Source organism: Pseudomonas mucidolens (genome assembly GCF_900106045.1).
Taxonomy (GTDB): domain Bacteria; phylum Pseudomonadota; class Gammaproteobacteria; order Pseudomonadales; family Pseudomonadaceae; genus Aquipseudomonas; species Aquipseudomonas mucidolens.
Genome location: NZ_LT629802.1, coordinates 2747253 through 2763322 on the forward strand (window position 1 = coordinate 2747253; position 16070 = coordinate 2763322).

A 16070-nucleotide genomic window follows, 5' to 3' on the forward strand; every position below is an offset into this window, starting at 1 on the left:
ACGCTCGCAGAAGATCAGGCCGCCCCCCCCCGTAAATACCGTCTTGAACTTGACCGGGCTTACCAGAACCGCTGCTGGGTCAGGCGGCTCCACCAGGTCAACAACACCCGGTCCACCGAGCCGCTGGCAGCCAGGCCAACCCGCTCTTGCAGGCTTTTACGCTCGGCATAGTGCAGGTGGAACAGTTCGGCGGTCTTGGCCTTGCTGGCCAGGTATTCGTCGCTGGTCTGCAGCTCGTCCACCAGTTGTTTGTCGAGTGCCGCGACCCCGAGCCAGACCTCGCCAGTGGCGACGTCATCAATCGCCAGTTGCGGGCGATAGCGTGACACAAAGTTCTTGAACAGTTGATGGGTGATGTCCAGGTCTTCCTGGAACTTCTCCCGGCCCTTCTCGGTGTTTTCGCCAAACACCGTCAAGGTGCGCTTGTATTCCCCGGCGGTCAGCACTTCGAAGTCGATGTCGTGCTTTTTCAGCAGACGGTTGACGTTGGGCAGCTGGGCCACCACGCCAATCGAACCGAGGATGGCAAACGGCGCACTGATGATCTTCTCGCCGATGCACGCCATCATGTAGCCGCCGCTGGCCGCGACCTTGTCGATGCACACAGTCAACGGCACACCCGCCTGGCGGATACGTGCCAGTTGCGACGACGCCAGGCCGTAACTGTGGACCATGCCACCGCCGCTTTCCAGGCGCAACACTACTTCATCCTTGGGCGTGGCCAGGCTCAGCAGCGCGGTGATTTCATGGCGCAGACTCTCGGTGGCCGAGGCTTTGATATCACCGTCGAAATCCAGAACGAACACCCGGGGTTTGATCTCGGGGGTTTTCTTCTGCTTTTTTTCGGACTTGCTTTGGGTCTTGCGCAAAGCCTTGAGTTGATCCTTGTCGAGCAAGGTCTGCTCCAGGCGCTCACGCAGGTCTTTGTAGAAATCGTTGAGCTTGCTCACCTGCAGTTGACCCGCATGCTTGCGCCGACCTTTGCTGCGCAGCGCGGCGAAACTGACCAGCACCACGAGGATGGCGACCACCAACGTGACGGTTTTAGCCAGAAAACTGGCGTACTCAGCCAAAAACTCCATAAGACTCCTTCAAGATTCGGTGCGCCAGGCGCGGATCGCCCCAAGCATACCGACGGCATCGTCGGGGAGCCAGCAGTGAAACCCCTGACAACGGGCCTCTAACGAGCTTTTAAAACAAGCGTATGTTTTTTCATTGACAGCTTCCCGGCATCCTCATAATCTCGCCAGACTTTCAACGTACCGGGTGAACGGACGTGGGCAGCATCTATTTGATTCGACATGGCCAGGCCTCCTTCGGTGCAGACGACTACGACGTGCTGTCGCCAATCGGTGTGCAGCAGGCGCAAGTGCTCGGCAGCCACCTGGCGGATCTGGGCCTGACGTTCGACCGCTGCGTGTCGGGTGATCTGCGTCGCCAGCAACACACGGCCAATGCGGCTTTCGAATCCTATAGTGCTCAAGGCCTCACGGTTCCCGAACTGGAAATCGACAGCGCGTTCAACGAATTCGACGCCGACGCAATTATCCGCGCGCTACTTCCGGACTTGCTCGACAGCGAGCCCGAAGCCCTGGATATCCTGCGCAATGCCGCGCAAAACCGTGGCGAATTCCAGCGCATCTTCGCGCTGATCGTCGAGCGCTGGCTCAGCGGCACGTATGACACTCCGGGGCTGGAAAGCTGGCTGGGTTTTGTCGAACGGGTCCAGGGCGGCTTGCAACGCCTGCTCGAGACGGCCGACAGCACCCACAAGATCGCCGTGTTTACCTCCGGCGGCACCATCACCGCCCTGCTCCACCTGATTACCCGAATGCCTGCCACCCAGGCCTTCGAATTGAACTGGCAAATTGTTAACACCTCGCTCAACCACTTGAAGTTCCGTGGGCGCGAGGTGGCACTGGCTTCCTTCAATAGTCATACCCACCTGCAACTGTTGAAGGCGCCGCAGCTCATCACTTTCCGATGATTTGCGGCCAACCGTGACCTCGAGGTCACTGGCACCACCCCTAAAAGGATCGAACCATGACTGACGTAGCTAAAGCCGTAGAAGCAATGAAAGCCAAATTCAACCCAGCCGCTGCTGACGGCCTGGACCTGGTGTTCGGTTTCCGTATCGATGACACCCAGAACTTCTCGCTGGTTGTTAAAAACAACACCTGTGAACTGCTGGAAGGCGAAAATCCTGACGCTCAAGTCACGCTGGTCATGGACGCTGACACCATGAAAGGCATCGTCAGCGGTGAAACCGACGGCATGCAGGCCTTCATGGGCGGCAAGCTGCGCACCGAAGGCGACATGATGCTGGCGATGAAGCTGAGCGAGCTGTTCCCGGCCTGATTCAGGGCAACCCTGGATCGACCAAATCCCGCCTACCCAGGCGGGATTTTTTTGCTGTCGAAAAACCTGCGTGCCTCACTCATTCATTTGCAGAATGAAGTCCAGAGGAATCTTCGTTTGCACCCAAAGGCGACGCCCAACAAAATCTGGTTGACGGCCCAATCCTTCATTAGTGCAGCCAGGAATTTTTCTATGTCGACCTCTCGCCATGTCAGCCCCGACGACATTCGCAAAGGCTTCTCCAAAGCCATGTCCGACATGTACCGCGCCGAGGTGCCGCTGTATGGCGCGCTGCTGGATCTGGTGGCCGAAACCAATGCACAGGTACTGGCGACGGACACCGACTTGGCTCGGCAACTTCAGCGCAGCGGAGAAATCCAACGCCTGGACAGGGAGCGCCACGGCGCCATTCGCCTGGGCACCGCCTCTGAGTTGGCCACCATCAGTCGTCTGTTTGCGGTAATGGGCATGCAACCGGTGGGGTATTACGACCTGACGCCCGCCGGCGTACCGGTGCATTCCACCGCCTTTCGCGCCGTGCATGAAAACGCGTTACAGAACAGCCCGTTTCGCGTCTTCACTTCGCTGCTGCGCCTGGAACTGATCGAAAACCTCGAGCTGCGGGCGTTTGCCCAGGCCGCCCTGGACCAGCGCTCGATCTTCACCCCGCGCGCCATGGCGCTGATCGAACAGGCAGAAACCGACGGCGGTCTCGACAGCCACGATGCCGATGAATTTATTCTGCAAGCGCTGGAAACCTTCCGCTGGCATCACACCGCCACTGTCAGCGCTGCGCAGTATCAGCAATTGAGCGACCAGCACCGCTTGATCGCTGATGTCGTGGCGTTCAGGGGGCCGCACATCAACCACCTGACCCCACGCACCCTGGACATCGACCGCGTGCAAGCCGAGATGCCCGGCAAGGGCATCACCCCCAAGGCGGTGATCGAAGGCCCACCGCGCCGTCAATGCCCGATCCTGCTGCGGCAAACCAGCTTCAAGGCACTCGACGAAGTCATTACCTTTACCGATGCACAAGGCCGTCACAGCGCGCGTTTCGGGGAGATTGAACAACGCGGCGTGGCGCTTACCCCCAAGGGGCGGGCGCTGTACGACCACTTGTTAAATGCCGCGCGAGATGAGTTGGGCGCCTTTCCCAATGAGGCCAACGCCGGGCGCTACAGCGAGTTGATGGCGCAACACTTCCAGGCATTCCCGGATGATTACCGGTCAATGCGCGAACAAGGGCTGGCGTTCTTTCGCTACTTCGTCACCGACCAGGGTCGCGCCGCCCAAGGGCAACGACCGCGCAACCTGGACGGGCTGATCGAGGCCGGCCACGTGGATCTCGAACCTTTGGTATATGAGGACTTTCTGCCCGTCAGCGCAGCGGGAATTTTCCAGTCAAACCTGGGAGATGCGACGCAGTCTGACTATGGCGTCAACGCCAATCAGGCCGAGTTTGAACACGCCTTGGGGCGCCAGACAATCGATGAGTTGACGCTGTATGCAGACACTCAACAGCGCTCAATCGATACCTGCTTGAAAACACTGTTGGCGTAGCAGAAAAGAGTTCGCCCGACACTATTGCGCAATCCTTGCGCAGTTGACGTGCCCCAGGGTCGGGCGAACGGTGGGTATGATAGACAGCAGTAGCGCCGCTGTCCTTGTGACAATTCTGAACAAAACTGGGCGCTCCTCCGTAGCCGTCCCACCGTATCGTTTCACTCGGTAGGCTACAGAGGAGACGGCACTCAGGCGCCGAGTTGATCGACGATCTTGTCTTTGATCAACAAGCGTTTCTTCTTCAGTTTCTCCACATCATCATCGTTGGCACTTGCGGATTCGGCGTCCACCACCTCCTTGTCGGCGGCATCGTATTGAGTGAGTAACACATCCAAACGGCTGTTACTCATCCTGCGTTGCTGAACATCGTCTTTGTTCAACCCCAAATCCTGATACAGATCGTGTTTCACTGGCATGAAGTACCTCCGCAAGTGGCTCAATGACTGGTACAGGTTGAAGCTAGCCCATTCGACGGGTGCTTGTCATGTCCAGGGGCAATTCCTTTGCCCTGCCCCTGCGTCGGGCCAGCCTCAGTGAAAATCCCGACTGCGCACATTGATCCCCGCCAGCAAGGGTGTCAGGTCACTCAAGCGTCCGGCAATCAGGTGGCGAACCTCGCCCACCGCTTCCCAGCGACCCTCCACCTTGAGCAGACTCGAGCCCACCAGCACCTGGCGCTGACGTTCGGCCAGGTCACGCCAGACCACCACATTGACATTGCCAAATTCGTCTTCCAGGGTCACGAAGGTCACGCCGCTGGCCGTGCCGGGCCGCTGCCGCCCCGTGACCAGCCCGGCGACGCTGACGTTGCGACCATGTTCCATCGCCAGCAGTTCCTGTGAACTGCGACAGCGCCTTGCCCGCAGCTCATCGCGCAACAGCGCCAGCGGGTGTGGACCCAGCGTGGTACCGACGCTGGCATAGTCGGCGCAAAGGTCTTCGCCCACGGTGGGTCGAGGCAGTTGGACCGGCGATTCTTCGGGGCTCGGCACCCCGGCAAACAGCCCCAGCTGTTTTTCCACGCCGGCCACTTCCCAGCGCGCCCGATGCCGATGCCCGACCAACCCGCGCAAGGCACCGGCATCCGCCAACAACGTCTGGGCACGCGCGTCCAGTTGCGCGCGTTCGCCCAGGTCCACAATGTTCCGAAAGGCATAGGCCTGGCGGGCTTTTTCAATACGCTGGGCATCCTCTTCGCGAAAACCCGAGATCATCCGCAGCCCCATGCGCAGGGCCGGCTGCCGGCCCTCGAGCGGTTCCAGGCTGCAATCCCAGTCGCTGGCGTTCACGTCCACCGGACGAATCTGCAAGTGATGACGGCGCGTGTCCTGCAGGATCTGGTCCGGGCTGTAGAAGCCCATGGGCCAACTGTTGATCAGGGCACAGGCGAACGCCGCCGGCTCATGGCATTTGAGCCAGCAACTGGCATAGGTCAGCAAGGCGAAACTGGCGGCGTGGGACTCTGGGAAACCGTAGCTGCCAAAACCCTTGATCTGCTCGAAGATCTGCGCGGCGAAGGTTTCGGTATAGCCGTTTTTCAGCATGCCGGCACGCAGTCGGTGCTGATGCGGCTCCAGGCCGCCATGCCGTTTCCAGGCCGCCATCGAGCGGCGCAATTGGTCAGCTTCGCCAGGACTGTAGTCGGCGGCGACAATCGCAATTTGCATCACTTGCTCCTGGAACAACGGAATGCCCAAGGTGCGCGCCAGCACAGTCTCCAGTTCGGGCGAAGGATAAGTGGCCAGCTCTTGCTTGTTACGCCGACGCAGGTACGGATGCACCATGCCACCCTGAATCGGCCCGGGACGTACGATGGCGACTTGAATCACCAGGTCATAGAACGTTTTGGGCTTGAGTCGCGGCAACATGGACATCTGGGCCCTGGACTCGATCTGGAACACGCCAATGGTATCGGCGCGGCTGATCATCGCGTAGGTCGCCGGGTCTTCCGGGGGCACCGTGGCCAGTGTCAGGTCGAGATTGCGATGCCGGCGTAGCAGGTCAAAGCAGCGACGGATGGCGCTGAGCATGCCCAAGGCAAGGATATCGACCTTGAGCAGGCCCACGGCGTCCAGATCATCCTTGTCCCACTGGATGATGGTGCGCTCGGCCATGGCCGCGTTTTCCACCGGCACCAACGTGTCCAGCGGCTGCTCGGAAATCACAAAGCCGCCGGGGTGCTGGGACAGATGGCGCGGGAAGCCGATCAACTGCCGGGTCAAGCTCAGCACCCGCCGCAGCACTGGACTGTCGGGGTCGAAACCGCCTTCGCGCAGGCGCTCCAGCGGCGGCGCTTCATCGCTCCAGCGCCCGCAGCAGTCGGCCAGGGCGTTGACTTGATCCGGTGGCAAACCCAGGGCCTTGGCCACATCGCGCACCGCGCCGGCGCCGTGGTAGGTGCTGACCACCGCCGTCAGTGCGGCACGGGTCCGGCCATAGCGCTGGAATACGTATTGCAGCACCTCTTCACGGCGCTCGTGCTCAAAGTCGACGTCGATATCCGGCGGCTCATTGCGCTCGCGGGACAGGAAGCGCTCGAACAACATGTTCATCCGGCTCGGGTCGATTTCGGTGATGCCCAGGGCAAAACACACCACCGAGTTGGCCGCCGACCCTCGTCCCTGGCAGAGAATCGAACGGCTGCGAGCAAACCGCACGATGTCATGCACGGTGAGGAAGTAACTTTCGTAACCCAGTTCGCCGATCAACGCCAACTCACTGTTGATCTGCCTGAGGGCCTTGGCATCAATGCCTTCGGGCCAGCGCCGGGCGATGCCTGCTTCGGTCAAGCTGCGCAGCCATGACGCCGCTGTTTGTCCTTCGGGCACCAACTCCCTGGGGTATTGATAGCGCAGTTGGCTGAGGTCGAAACGGCAACGACGGGCAATCCGCGCCGATTCCTCGAGCAACTGCGGTGGATACAGTGCTCGTATGGCCTCCAGGCTGCGCAAGTGTCGCTCGCCATTGGGGTACAGACGTTGGCCAGCCTCGATCAGCGGAACATGGTGGCGAATAGCCATCATGGTGTCCTGCAAGGCACGCCTGCCCCGCACGTGCATATGCACATCGCCACAGGCCACAGCCGGGATTTGCAGGTGGGCGGCCAGGTCCAGGCAATGCGCCAGGCGGCGGGCATCGTCCTGGGCGCAATGCAGTTCCACCGCCAGCCACAATCGATCGACAAAGGTCTTGCAGAGCCATTCGCGGTCGGCTTGGGTATCCCTCTCCTCGGCCACCCACAGCACCAGCAGCCCCGGCACCGGCTCAAGAAAATCTTCGCGCAACAAACGATAGCGGCCTTTTTCAGCGCGACGACGACCAAGGGTAATCAGCCGGCACAAGTGCTGGTAGCCCTCCAGACTCTCCACCAACAACACCAGTTTCGGGCCGTTTTCCAGACGCACTTCGCTGCCGACAATCAGCCTCAGGTCGACGGCCTTGGCCGCCTGCCAGGCCCGCACAATACCCGACAAGGTGCATTCGTCGGTGATTGCCAGGGCCTGATAACCCTGCTGTTTTGCGCGCTCGAACAATTCCTGTGCGCTGGACGCGCCACGCTGGAAACTGAAATTGGACAGGCAATGCAACTCGGCATAGGGCTCGCTCATGCAAACCAGCCTTGCAGCCATAACCCGCTGTCTTCGCCCACAGTGCGGAAAGCCCAGCCCTGTTGACCGTTGCGGGTCTGAATCAGGTAGTAATCACGGCGTACATCGGCCCCATCCCACCAACCTGACTCGATGCGTTCCGGGCCCATCAGGATTTGCACGCTCCGCTCGGCCAGCGCGGTCGGTTCATTCAGCAGCCAACCGGGGCGCCGGACCTGGCTCAAAGGCTGACACGCACGGCTGTCGGCGCCCGGTTGCCAGGCGCACTCAGGACGATGGTCGGCATGAAAGCGCACGCCCTGCACCGCCTCGTCCCCCAGGCGCGCCCGCAGGCGTTCGCGCAATTGCTCCCACGCCAGGGTTTGCTGCGCACGCGCGTCGAACAGGTCCTGGCGCTGGGGCACAAACACCGGCAGGTCCTCGGCCACCAGGCGCACGTTGCGCACCGGCGAGCTCACTTGCACGTGCTCCAGACGGCCACGGGCCAGTTCAAACAACATCGCCGGATCGCGCTCGGCACTCAGTAGGCCGACCTTGATTCGCGTATCCGGTGCTTGTGCATGCTCCAGGTGCAGATCAAAACGCTGCACGCCGCTGTCCCGACCGCAGAGAAAGGCCGATAGATCGCTGGTCAAGCGACGCAAGGGAAACAACAGCGCCTGGTGCGACAGCACATCGAAATTCAATTCGATGCGCAGATCAAAACGCTCCGGCGGCTGGTAGAAGCCCAGGGCCAGCGGGCGCTGTCCCGATAACGCATCCAGATGCTTGAGCAACGTGGCGTCAAACCGCCGGGCCAGGGTATGCCGGGGCAACGCCTGCACCTGGGCCAGGGTGCGCAGCCCCATACGCGACAAGGCGCTGGCGATCTGCGGCTCGAGACCTGCGCGATCAATCGGGATGGGCCCGAGGACTTGGCACAAGCGCTGGTCATCGGCCACGGCGAGGCCATCGTAAGCGTTGGCCAGTACCCGTGCAGCCGCCGGATTCGGGGCCGCGACGATGCGGTGGCGAAAGCCCAGCTCCGTCAGTTCCTTGCGCAACCGCGTTTCCAACAGCGGCCAGGGTCCAAACAGGCCCAGGCTCGATTCGATTTCAAAGAGTAAGGCACGCGGGTAAAACACGCTGACCTGAGAACTGAAACGATAGGCCCAGGCGGCAAGAAACTGCTGCCAGTGCTCGATGTCCACAGGGTCATATTCGGCACAGGCGAAGGCCTTGGTCAGGGCATGCGCCGCGGTCAACGACTGGCCGGGACGCAGGCCTAACGCCCGGGCGGCGTCATTAACGGTTTGCAACACCCGCCGTTGCGGAGTGCCAGTCAACAGCGCCAGCGCTTGATCCGGGTCGGGACGCAAGCGCTGCACGGCGTCCAACGCCAATTGCGGGAAGACAATACACACCCAGCGCATGCCAACCTCAGTGTCCGGCAGCCAAGGCAATCGGCGCGGGATGCGCCAGGCCGCCCCGGCACTTGAGTACCCGCACCTGCGCAGGCCGAGCCTCGACAGCCAGGCGCAAGGCGGCCGGCGACGGGTTGAGCGCCTCGCTCATGGCGCGCCAGGCAAAGGCCAGGGTCTGGCCGGTTTCGGCGGCCACCTGCAAACGGCGCAGGGCTCGGTCATCGGCCTTGCGCGGCCAGCACAGCACCGCCCCACAACTGCCGGAACGCAGGCATTGCTCCACAGCCCACAATGCCTCGTGCTCATCGGCCTGGACCAGCGCCAGCTGGCGCAAGTCCACCCCGGCGTTCGCCCAGGCATGGGGGTACGGAGTATAAGGCGGGGCCACCAGCACAATCCTTTCTCCCGCCGCCGATAACCGCGCCAGGGTTGGCCAGACCAGTTGCAATTCACCCACGCCCTCCTGGCTGATCAGGATTTCGCTCAACGCAGCCTCCGGCCAGCCGCCACTGGGCAACACTGCATCCAGGGCCGCCAGCCCGGTGGGATGAACGCTGGCCGGTGGCGCTGCCGGCCGGCCTTTCCAGACCCGGCCACCATTGAACAGCGAGTCCAGTGCAACCACGGCGCCCATCAGCCTTGCCTCACCAGGCCACAGAACACCCCCTCAATGGCCAGGTCCTGGTCGGGGCGCACGACAATAGGTTGATAAGCGGGGTTACGCGGCAACAGGCGAATACTCGCGCCAGCCCGCTCGAAACGCTTGATGGTGACTTCGCCATCCAGGCGGGCCACGACAATCTGCCCGTTCAGCGCATCGGCGCTGCGGCGTACGCCCACCAGATCGCCATCGAGAATACCGTCCTCAATCATCGAATCGCCCTGGACTCGCAACAGGTAATCCGGCACCCGAGCGAACGTGGACGGGTCGAGCATCAGGCGGTTATGGACTTCGGCATCGGCACCGATGGGCGAACCAGCGGCCACCCGGCCCAGCACCGGAATGTCCAGCCATTGTGGCTGTAGCGGTTGGTTGAGCAAACGAATACCCCGCGCCTGGTTGGGGTTGACCTCGATAAAACCACCCTCGGTCAGGGCCAGCACATGCTTGCGGGCGACACTGCGCGAGGCAAAACCAAATGCCTCGGCGATCTCGGCGAGGCTGGGGGACTGACCGTGCAGCGCGATGCGCTCGCGAATGAAGGTCAGGATGGCGGTACGGCGGGGAGTCAGAGTGGTCATGGAGTACATTTGTACTCCTGTAAGAAATTTCTGACAATAGCCGCTAGTCGGCGCTGACCTGGTGTCGCACCCCGCTAAACCGACGGCTAAGGCTTACGCTGCAACACCCGATCCATGATCCGATCGGTCTTCAGCGCTTCAATCGCCAGCGCCGGATGCACGCTCTCACCACGAATATGCGCGTTCATGCCCAGCACATGGTGCCACTGAATATGGGGGTGATTGGCAATTTCGAGGGTTTCGCTGATTTCGCCCTCAAGCCGCAATGGCTGCTCCTCGAACACCGAAAAGCTGATGCGCCCCTGGCTGCCAATCAGCTCCGCCCGGTCCTCGCGTCGGTCGGCCACAAAGTTCCAGCAGCCCATGCCCAGCGCCCCCGAGGCAAAGCTCCAACAGGCGGTGACCGCATCTTCTGCCGCATACCGACCGGCCTGACGCGCGGTATAACCCGCGACCTCGACAATATCCCCCGCCAAGTACTGGAACAGGTCGAACCCATGACTGGCGAGGTCGGCAAAATACCCACCCCCGGCAATCGCCGGATCGGTACGCCAGTTACCGGCCTGGGTATCCGTCGGCGCCGCAGGTTTGCACAAGGTCCAGCTCAAGTGACGCAACTCGCCAATGCGTCCTTCCTGCAGCCACGTGCGCACTTGCTGGAAACGTGGCAAGGAGCGCCGGTAATAAGAAACAAACAGATGCAACCCGGCTCGCTCGAAGGTGCGTTGCATCAACGCGCTTTGTTCGGCGTTCAGCGACATCGGTTTCTCGACACAGCAATGTTTGCCGGCCGCCGCGACCATCAGGCTGTATTCCAGATGACTGGCCGGGGGCGTGGCGATGTACACCGCGTCCACCTGCGGATCCTCGATCAGCGCCTGGGCATCGGTGTAATACCGCGCAATGCCATGCCGGGCGGCATAATCGCTTACCGCAACTTCGCGACGCCCCATGACGGCCACCAGCGCTGAACCTGGCGCTTTGTAGAAAGCCGGGCCACTTTTAAGCTCAGTGACACTGCCGCAGCCGATCATGCCCCAGCGGATAGTGCTCATCTGTCTCTCCTTCGTGGGTGTTATTTCAGTGGGGGCAGTATCGGCGCTTTCCCGCCTCGCCTCCAGCGTGCCTGTCACAGACCGGACATGACACGCTTAAAACCCTGCGGCGAGACTTCCATCATTCGCCTCATCACACCTGATCTTGAGTCGGGATGCCACGACCAAAATGGAGGTAAAGGTCAAATCGCAGGCAAAAAAAATCCCAAGTAGCTGATGGAAACCTGGGATTTAAAAATGCATAAACCGTGGGAGGTGAACGCCTGGCTATAGTAACGACTGAACAAATTTGTAACAAGATAATTTGCGACCTTTCGTCAGTTAAAAATATCTCTAAGTCATTCAATAACCACATATTTTCCATGGATCAAGGTAACTTTACTGCCTCTTTTTGGTGCAACTTTAGCCAATCCCAGGTTAATCCCATAATAAATATCAGGTTAATTAAGCGGTTATTTACGGGCCAGTTTGTAGCGCACGCATTCTTCGTAAAAACTCTGACGCACGGCGGGCGGTTTGAGTCGTGACGAGCTGTTGTAAGTCTGCTCGGTGATGCCCATGGCCATCATGCGCATCCAGGATTTATTGAACTTGTACGTCTGAATTTTCTGTCGTGCGGCGTACAACGAGACACCTGACAGTTTCAACTCCTGAGCCCTGGCCGCAGTACCGGCGCCCCAACTGCACATGAACCGATCGCCCTCGCGCAACGTTTTACCTTGGGCAGACACCGAACCGCTCACCAGGGACAAAGCAATCAGCGTGACTTTTACATTGCGCATGTGCATTCAGCCTAACCACCTGAAAATAAAAGTGATTTTGACGAAACTTTTGTAAGCGCGGGGCCAGTAAATTGCCTTCTGGGTGAATTGGCCGCACCCGCTGTTGCCGCTGCGCCCTACCCTGACCATAATCGCGGCCCTCTCTCTCCCCTCACGCAAGGAAATGCCGTGAAGAAGTGTCTACTGTTGGCTCCGTTATTCGCGCTGTTGTTGCAAGGTTGTGGCGTGACCATGACGCAATACGAACCCAACTTCGATAACGTCCAGCGCCTCAAGCAAACGCCACCGCTGCAACCTGTCAGCCAGGCCAACGTCACAGCCGCATCCGGCCAGGGTTCGCTGATGGTGCGGGCCAATCCAATCAGTTCACCCAACGGCAGCATTCCCGAGCATGTTCAGGCAGCTATCACCCAAGAGCTCAAGCTGGCAGGCCTGCTGAATCCGCAGGCGCCTCGTCGTCTCGACGTCTTACTGGTCAAGAATGACCTGACAGCGGGTGTAGGCTCCGGCAACGGTACACTGGCCGCACGTTTTACCCTGCTTAAGGATAATGCGGTGGTGTTCGACGCCACCAAGGAAGTGAGCAGCGTCTGGTCAAGTTCGTTCTTCGGACCGATTGCTATCCCGAACGCGGCAAATGCCTATAACCCGCTGGTGCGTGACTTGCTTAAGTCGTTGTACAGCGATCCGCTGTTCATCAAAGCGCTCAAGTAAAAAAAATGGGAGCCGGTTACCCGGCTCCCATTTTTTTACAGCGGGCGATCAGGCCCGTGGCACGCCGGCATCCAGCGCTGAGTACTTCAACTGTTTGCTATCGACCATCTGTTTGAGCAGCGCATTGACCTGGCGAGTGAAGGTATCGGTCACCGCTTCTTTGGGCGAGTTACCCATCATCGGGATAAACCAGATACCTATCCAGGTATTGATTCCATCATGGTTACTGCCTTTGCTCAGCGCCTGACCTTGTGAGTCCAGGGTTTCCAGGCTCATGGTGTACTGATCGGTACCCAGTGCCGGGATAATGGTAAAAGTGAGGCCACTGATGAACGCCATCGCCATCTGACCACCGCTGGGTGGATGGTTGTATACCTTCAGGCGCAGGTTGTAGTCACCCGGCTGTTTCTGGAACTCATCCAGGGTCACGCGGCCGAACAGGCCTGAATCGGTGAGAATTTTTTGCAGTTGTGGCCGCAGCATATCTCGCGCCTGCGGCACTTCAGCTGCAGCGGCGTTAGTCGGTTCACCCTGATAGAAATCAAAGTCCACGTAGACGTTCGGTTTATGGGCGAAGCTGGCCATTGATGGCAGGCTGACTGGCGCGACTTCGTCCTTGGTGAAGCTGGCGCAGCCACCCATACCCAACATAATCAGGGCCAACCCCAGCATTTTTCCAATGTGCATTACGACTTCCTTAGTTGATGGAGCGTCTCCATGGCCGGAGTGCTGGGGGCGGATAATAGAGAGTCAATGGCCCGGATTAAAGGCCATTGCGCAGAAAACCTCTCACCCCTCTCGCTCAAATCACCACTGATACGTGGCACTGGCCTGGACCGTGCGCTGCGCGCCATACCAGCACCAGGAGTAGGAATAGCACGAGGCGACGTACTCTTTATTCGCCAGGTTGGTGGCGTTCAATGCCAGGCGCAGGTTGTCGTCGAGGGTATTGATGTGTGGGATGTCATAGTGCACCGACGCATCAAACAAGGTGTAGCCCGGGACTTTCAGGGTGTTGGCGGTATCGCCCCAGGAAGAGCCGACATAACGCGCGCCCGCCCCTACGCCGAAGCCCTTGAGGTTGCCGTCGTGCAAGGTGTAGTCCGCCCACACCGAGGCGGTATGACGCGGGACGCCGTAGGTGGTGGTGCCTTTTGTGGGCACCGCCGGGCCTACGCCAATGTCGGTGATCGGCGCATAACTCACGGTGCTGTTGGACTTGCTGATGCGGTTATCGAGATAAGCGTAGGCCGCCGTGATGTCCAGGTTGTCATTGAGGCTGGCCTTGCCCTCCAGCTCAAAACCACGGGATTGCACTTCGCCGTCCTGAACCTGGCAGCGGCCGTTGCCACACAGGTGGGTTGGGTCCGGGTCCATGGTCGGCACGTTGCTCTGGCGCAGATCGAAAATGGCGGCGGTGATAAAGCTGTTGCTGCCGGGCGGTTGGTACTTGATACCGATTTCGTATTGTTTGCCTTCAGTCGGCTCGAACACCGTGCCGCCGTAGCCAGTCCCCGATTGCGGCGAGAAAGACTCCGAGTAGCTGGCGTACGGCGCCAGCCCGTTGTCGAACAGATAGACCACGCCCAGGCGGCCGGTAAAAGCTTTGCTGTCCAGCGAAGATCTGGACTTGCTGTTGCTCTTCAAATTCAACGTAGTGTTGTCAGTGCTGGCCCAGTCATAACGGCCGCCCATCAACAGCACCCATTGGCCCCACTTCAGTTGTTCCTGCAGGTACACGCCGGTCTGTTCGCTGCGAGCGGTGGCGTCGGTGCCGAAGGCCGGGGTCTCGACCGGTGCGCCGTACACCGGGTCGAAGATATCCAGGTCCGGGCCTCTGCCGTAGCCGGCCTTGGTGTCGGTGCTGGTGTTCTGATAGTCGAGGCCCATCAACAGCGTGTGTTGCAGCGAACCGGTGTCGAACTTCGCCTGTATCTGGTTATCGAGGTTGTAGGCATCCAGGTCGACATCGGTGGCGATGGTCGAACGCGTGGAGGTGCGGTAGTCCGCTTGCAGGTTGCTGTGGTAGATGCTGCGGTAAATGCCTTCACTGCGCATGTAGCGAGCATTCTGGCGCACAGTCCAGATGTCATTGAAGTGATGCTCGAAGGCGTAGCCGAGGGAGAAGTGTTCACGGTCACTCTTCTCGAAATTCTTCTCGCCATCATAAAAATCGACATCAATGCTGCGCCCGAGCGGGCTGTGCAGCACCGAACCCCAGGCCGGCATCGACCCGTAGGACGCGCCCTTGGGGTCCTTCTGAAAATGCCCGAGCAAGGTCAGCGACGTCGCATCGCTCGGGCGCCAGGTGAACGCCGTGGACAATGACTGACGACGCGTCTCGGTATGTTCGACCTGGCCATCGGCATCATCGAACAAGCCGGCAACCCGATACGAATACACCCCTTGATCGTCCAGCGGGCCGCTCAAATCGAAGGTGGTGCGTTTTTTGTTGAAGGTGCCGTATTCGACACCCACTTCATGAAAAGGCGTGTCCAGCGGGCGCTTGGTGACCAGGTTGATCACCCCGCTCGGGCTGCCCTGGCCATACAACACCGAAGCCGGACCGCGCAGTACTTCCACGCGCTCCAGGTCGAACGCATCCTTTTGCGGCGAGGCATCGCGGCTTGAGGCCACGCGTAGCCCGTCGAGGTAAGTCGCCGGGGCAAAACCCCGAATGGTCAACTGATCCAGTCGCGAAGCGGTGGCGCCACGGGTTTCCGGAACCACGGCGGCGCTGTAGCGCAGGATCTGGTTGAGACTTTCAGCGTTCTGCGCGCGCATCTGGTCTTTAGTGACCACCGAGATCGACTGCGGGGTTTCGATCAATGCACTGTCGGTCTTGGTCCCGGACAGGCTGCGGGTGGCCACGTAGCCAGCGACTGGGCCGGTGGGGCTTTCGCTCTGATAAGCGCCGCTGATGGTGGTGGCTTGCAACTCCACGGCGCCCTCCGCCTGCGGGATCGTCTCAATGCGATAGCGCTGGGCAGACAAGGCCTCGGCGCGCAAACCGCTGCCGGCCAGCAAATGAGCCAAGGCCGCATCACGGCTGAATTGTCCGTTCAAACCGTTACTGCGCTTACCCCGGGTCAGGGCCGGATCAAACGCCAACACCAGCCCGCCCTGCTCAGCAAAACCGTTGAGCGCCTGACTCAAATCACCGGCTGGAATCGAGAAACTGTGGACCGCACTGCTGCTTTCGTCAGCCCATGAGGACTGCACGGTGAACAAGGGAATGGCGGCACAAGCCAACGCCACTGATAACGCCAGTGGATGCATCGGACGAACAAAGCGTGACATGAGAAGTCCTGGAAGATGGGGTTCTATATTCCATGACGGCCA

The 16070-nt window shown here is 60.2% G+C and carries 14 protein-coding genes; 4 read left to right on the plus strand and 10 right to left on the minus strand.

Translation table 11 applies throughout. The features are described from left to right. Positions 1-59: 59 nt before the first annotated feature. Complete coding sequence (gene sohB, locus BLU75_RS12805; RefSeq protein WP_084380046.1) at positions 60-1082, minus strand: protease SohB; 1023 nt, start codon at positions 1080-1082, stop codon at positions 60-62. 194 nt (positions 1083-1276) lie between these two features. Here sohB and BLU75_RS12810 point away from each other — a divergent pair, with 194 nt between their 5' ends. The 3 genes from BLU75_RS12810 (at position 1277) to hglS (ending at position 3921) form a co-directional block, all read left to right on the plus strand. Further along, positions 1277-1987, plus strand: coding sequence for a histidine phosphatase family protein (locus BLU75_RS12810; protein ID WP_084380047.1), 711 nt, complete (start codon positions 1277-1279; stop codon positions 1985-1987). Between the two features lie 56 nt (positions 1988-2043). After that, positions 2044-2358, plus strand: a complete 315-nt coding sequence (locus tag BLU75_RS12815) for an SCP2 sterol-binding domain-containing protein (RefSeq protein WP_084380048.1) — start codon at positions 2044-2046, stop codon at positions 2356-2358. 192 nt (positions 2359-2550) lie between these two features. Further along, a complete protein-coding gene (gene hglS, locus BLU75_RS12820) occupies positions 2551-3921 on the plus strand; it encodes a 2-oxoadipate dioxygenase/decarboxylase HglS (protein WP_084380049.1) in 1371 nt (456 codons plus the stop codon). A 191-nt stretch (positions 3922-4112) separates the two neighbouring features. On the opposite strand, the gene BLU75_RS12825 is transcribed toward hglS, so the two are convergent. The 7 genes from BLU75_RS12825 to BLU75_RS12855 all read right to left on the minus strand — a co-directional run bounded on the left by BLU75_RS12825 (position 4113) and on the right by BLU75_RS12855 (position 12014). After that, complete coding sequence (locus BLU75_RS12825) at positions 4113-4340, minus strand: DUF465 domain-containing protein (RefSeq protein WP_084380050.1); 228 nt, start codon at positions 4338-4340, stop codon at positions 4113-4115. A gap of 114 nt (positions 4341-4454) precedes the next feature. Continuing rightward, complete coding sequence (locus tag BLU75_RS12830) at positions 4455-7553, minus strand: error-prone DNA polymerase (RefSeq protein ID WP_197676957.1); 3099 nt, start codon at positions 7551-7553, stop codon at positions 4455-4457. After that, positions 7529-8944, minus strand: coding sequence for a Y-family DNA polymerase (locus tag BLU75_RS12835; protein WP_084380052.1), 1416 nt, complete (start codon positions 8942-8944; stop codon positions 7529-7531). The genes BLU75_RS12830 and BLU75_RS12835 overlap by 25 nt, the downstream gene beginning before the upstream one ends. Positions 8945-8951: 7 nt before the next feature. Next, complete coding sequence (gene imuA, locus BLU75_RS12840) at positions 8952-9569, minus strand: translesion DNA synthesis-associated protein ImuA (protein WP_084380053.1); 618 nt, start codon at positions 9567-9569, stop codon at positions 8952-8954. Continuing rightward, the gene (gene lexA, locus BLU75_RS12845; protein WP_084380054.1) at positions 9569-10186 is read right to left on the minus strand and encodes a transcriptional repressor LexA; all 618 of its coding nucleotides are present in this window, start codon (positions 10184-10186) and stop codon (positions 9569-9571) included. The genes imuA and lexA overlap by 1 nt, the downstream gene beginning before the upstream one ends. 77 nt (positions 10187-10263) lie before the next feature. Continuing rightward, entirely contained in the window at positions 10264-11232 is a 969-nt protein-coding gene (locus BLU75_RS12850; protein WP_084380055.1) for a Gfo/Idh/MocA family protein, read from the minus strand. A 452-nt stretch (positions 11233-11684) separates the two neighbouring features. Continuing rightward, on the minus strand, positions 11685-12014 hold the full coding sequence (locus tag BLU75_RS12855; RefSeq protein WP_084380160.1) for a hypothetical protein: 330 nt from the start codon (positions 12012-12014) through the stop codon (positions 11685-11687). A gap of 168 nt (positions 12015-12182) precedes the next feature. Here BLU75_RS12855 and BLU75_RS12860 point away from each other — a divergent pair, with 168 nt between their 5' ends. Next, on the plus strand, positions 12183-12728 hold the full coding sequence (locus BLU75_RS12860) for a hypothetical protein (protein WP_084380056.1): 546 nt from the start codon (positions 12183-12185) through the stop codon (positions 12726-12728). Between the two features lie 48 nt (positions 12729-12776). On the opposite strand, the gene BLU75_RS12865 is transcribed toward BLU75_RS12860, so the two are convergent. Then, positions 12777-13415, minus strand: a complete 639-nt coding sequence (locus BLU75_RS12865; protein WP_084380058.1) for a hypothetical protein — start codon at positions 13413-13415, stop codon at positions 12777-12779. A 120-nt stretch (positions 13416-13535) separates the two neighbouring features. Continuing rightward, entirely contained in the window at positions 13536-16028 is a 2493-nt protein-coding gene (locus tag BLU75_RS12870; RefSeq protein WP_084380060.1) for a TonB-dependent siderophore receptor, read from the minus strand. Positions 16029-16070: the final 42 nt, after the last annotated feature.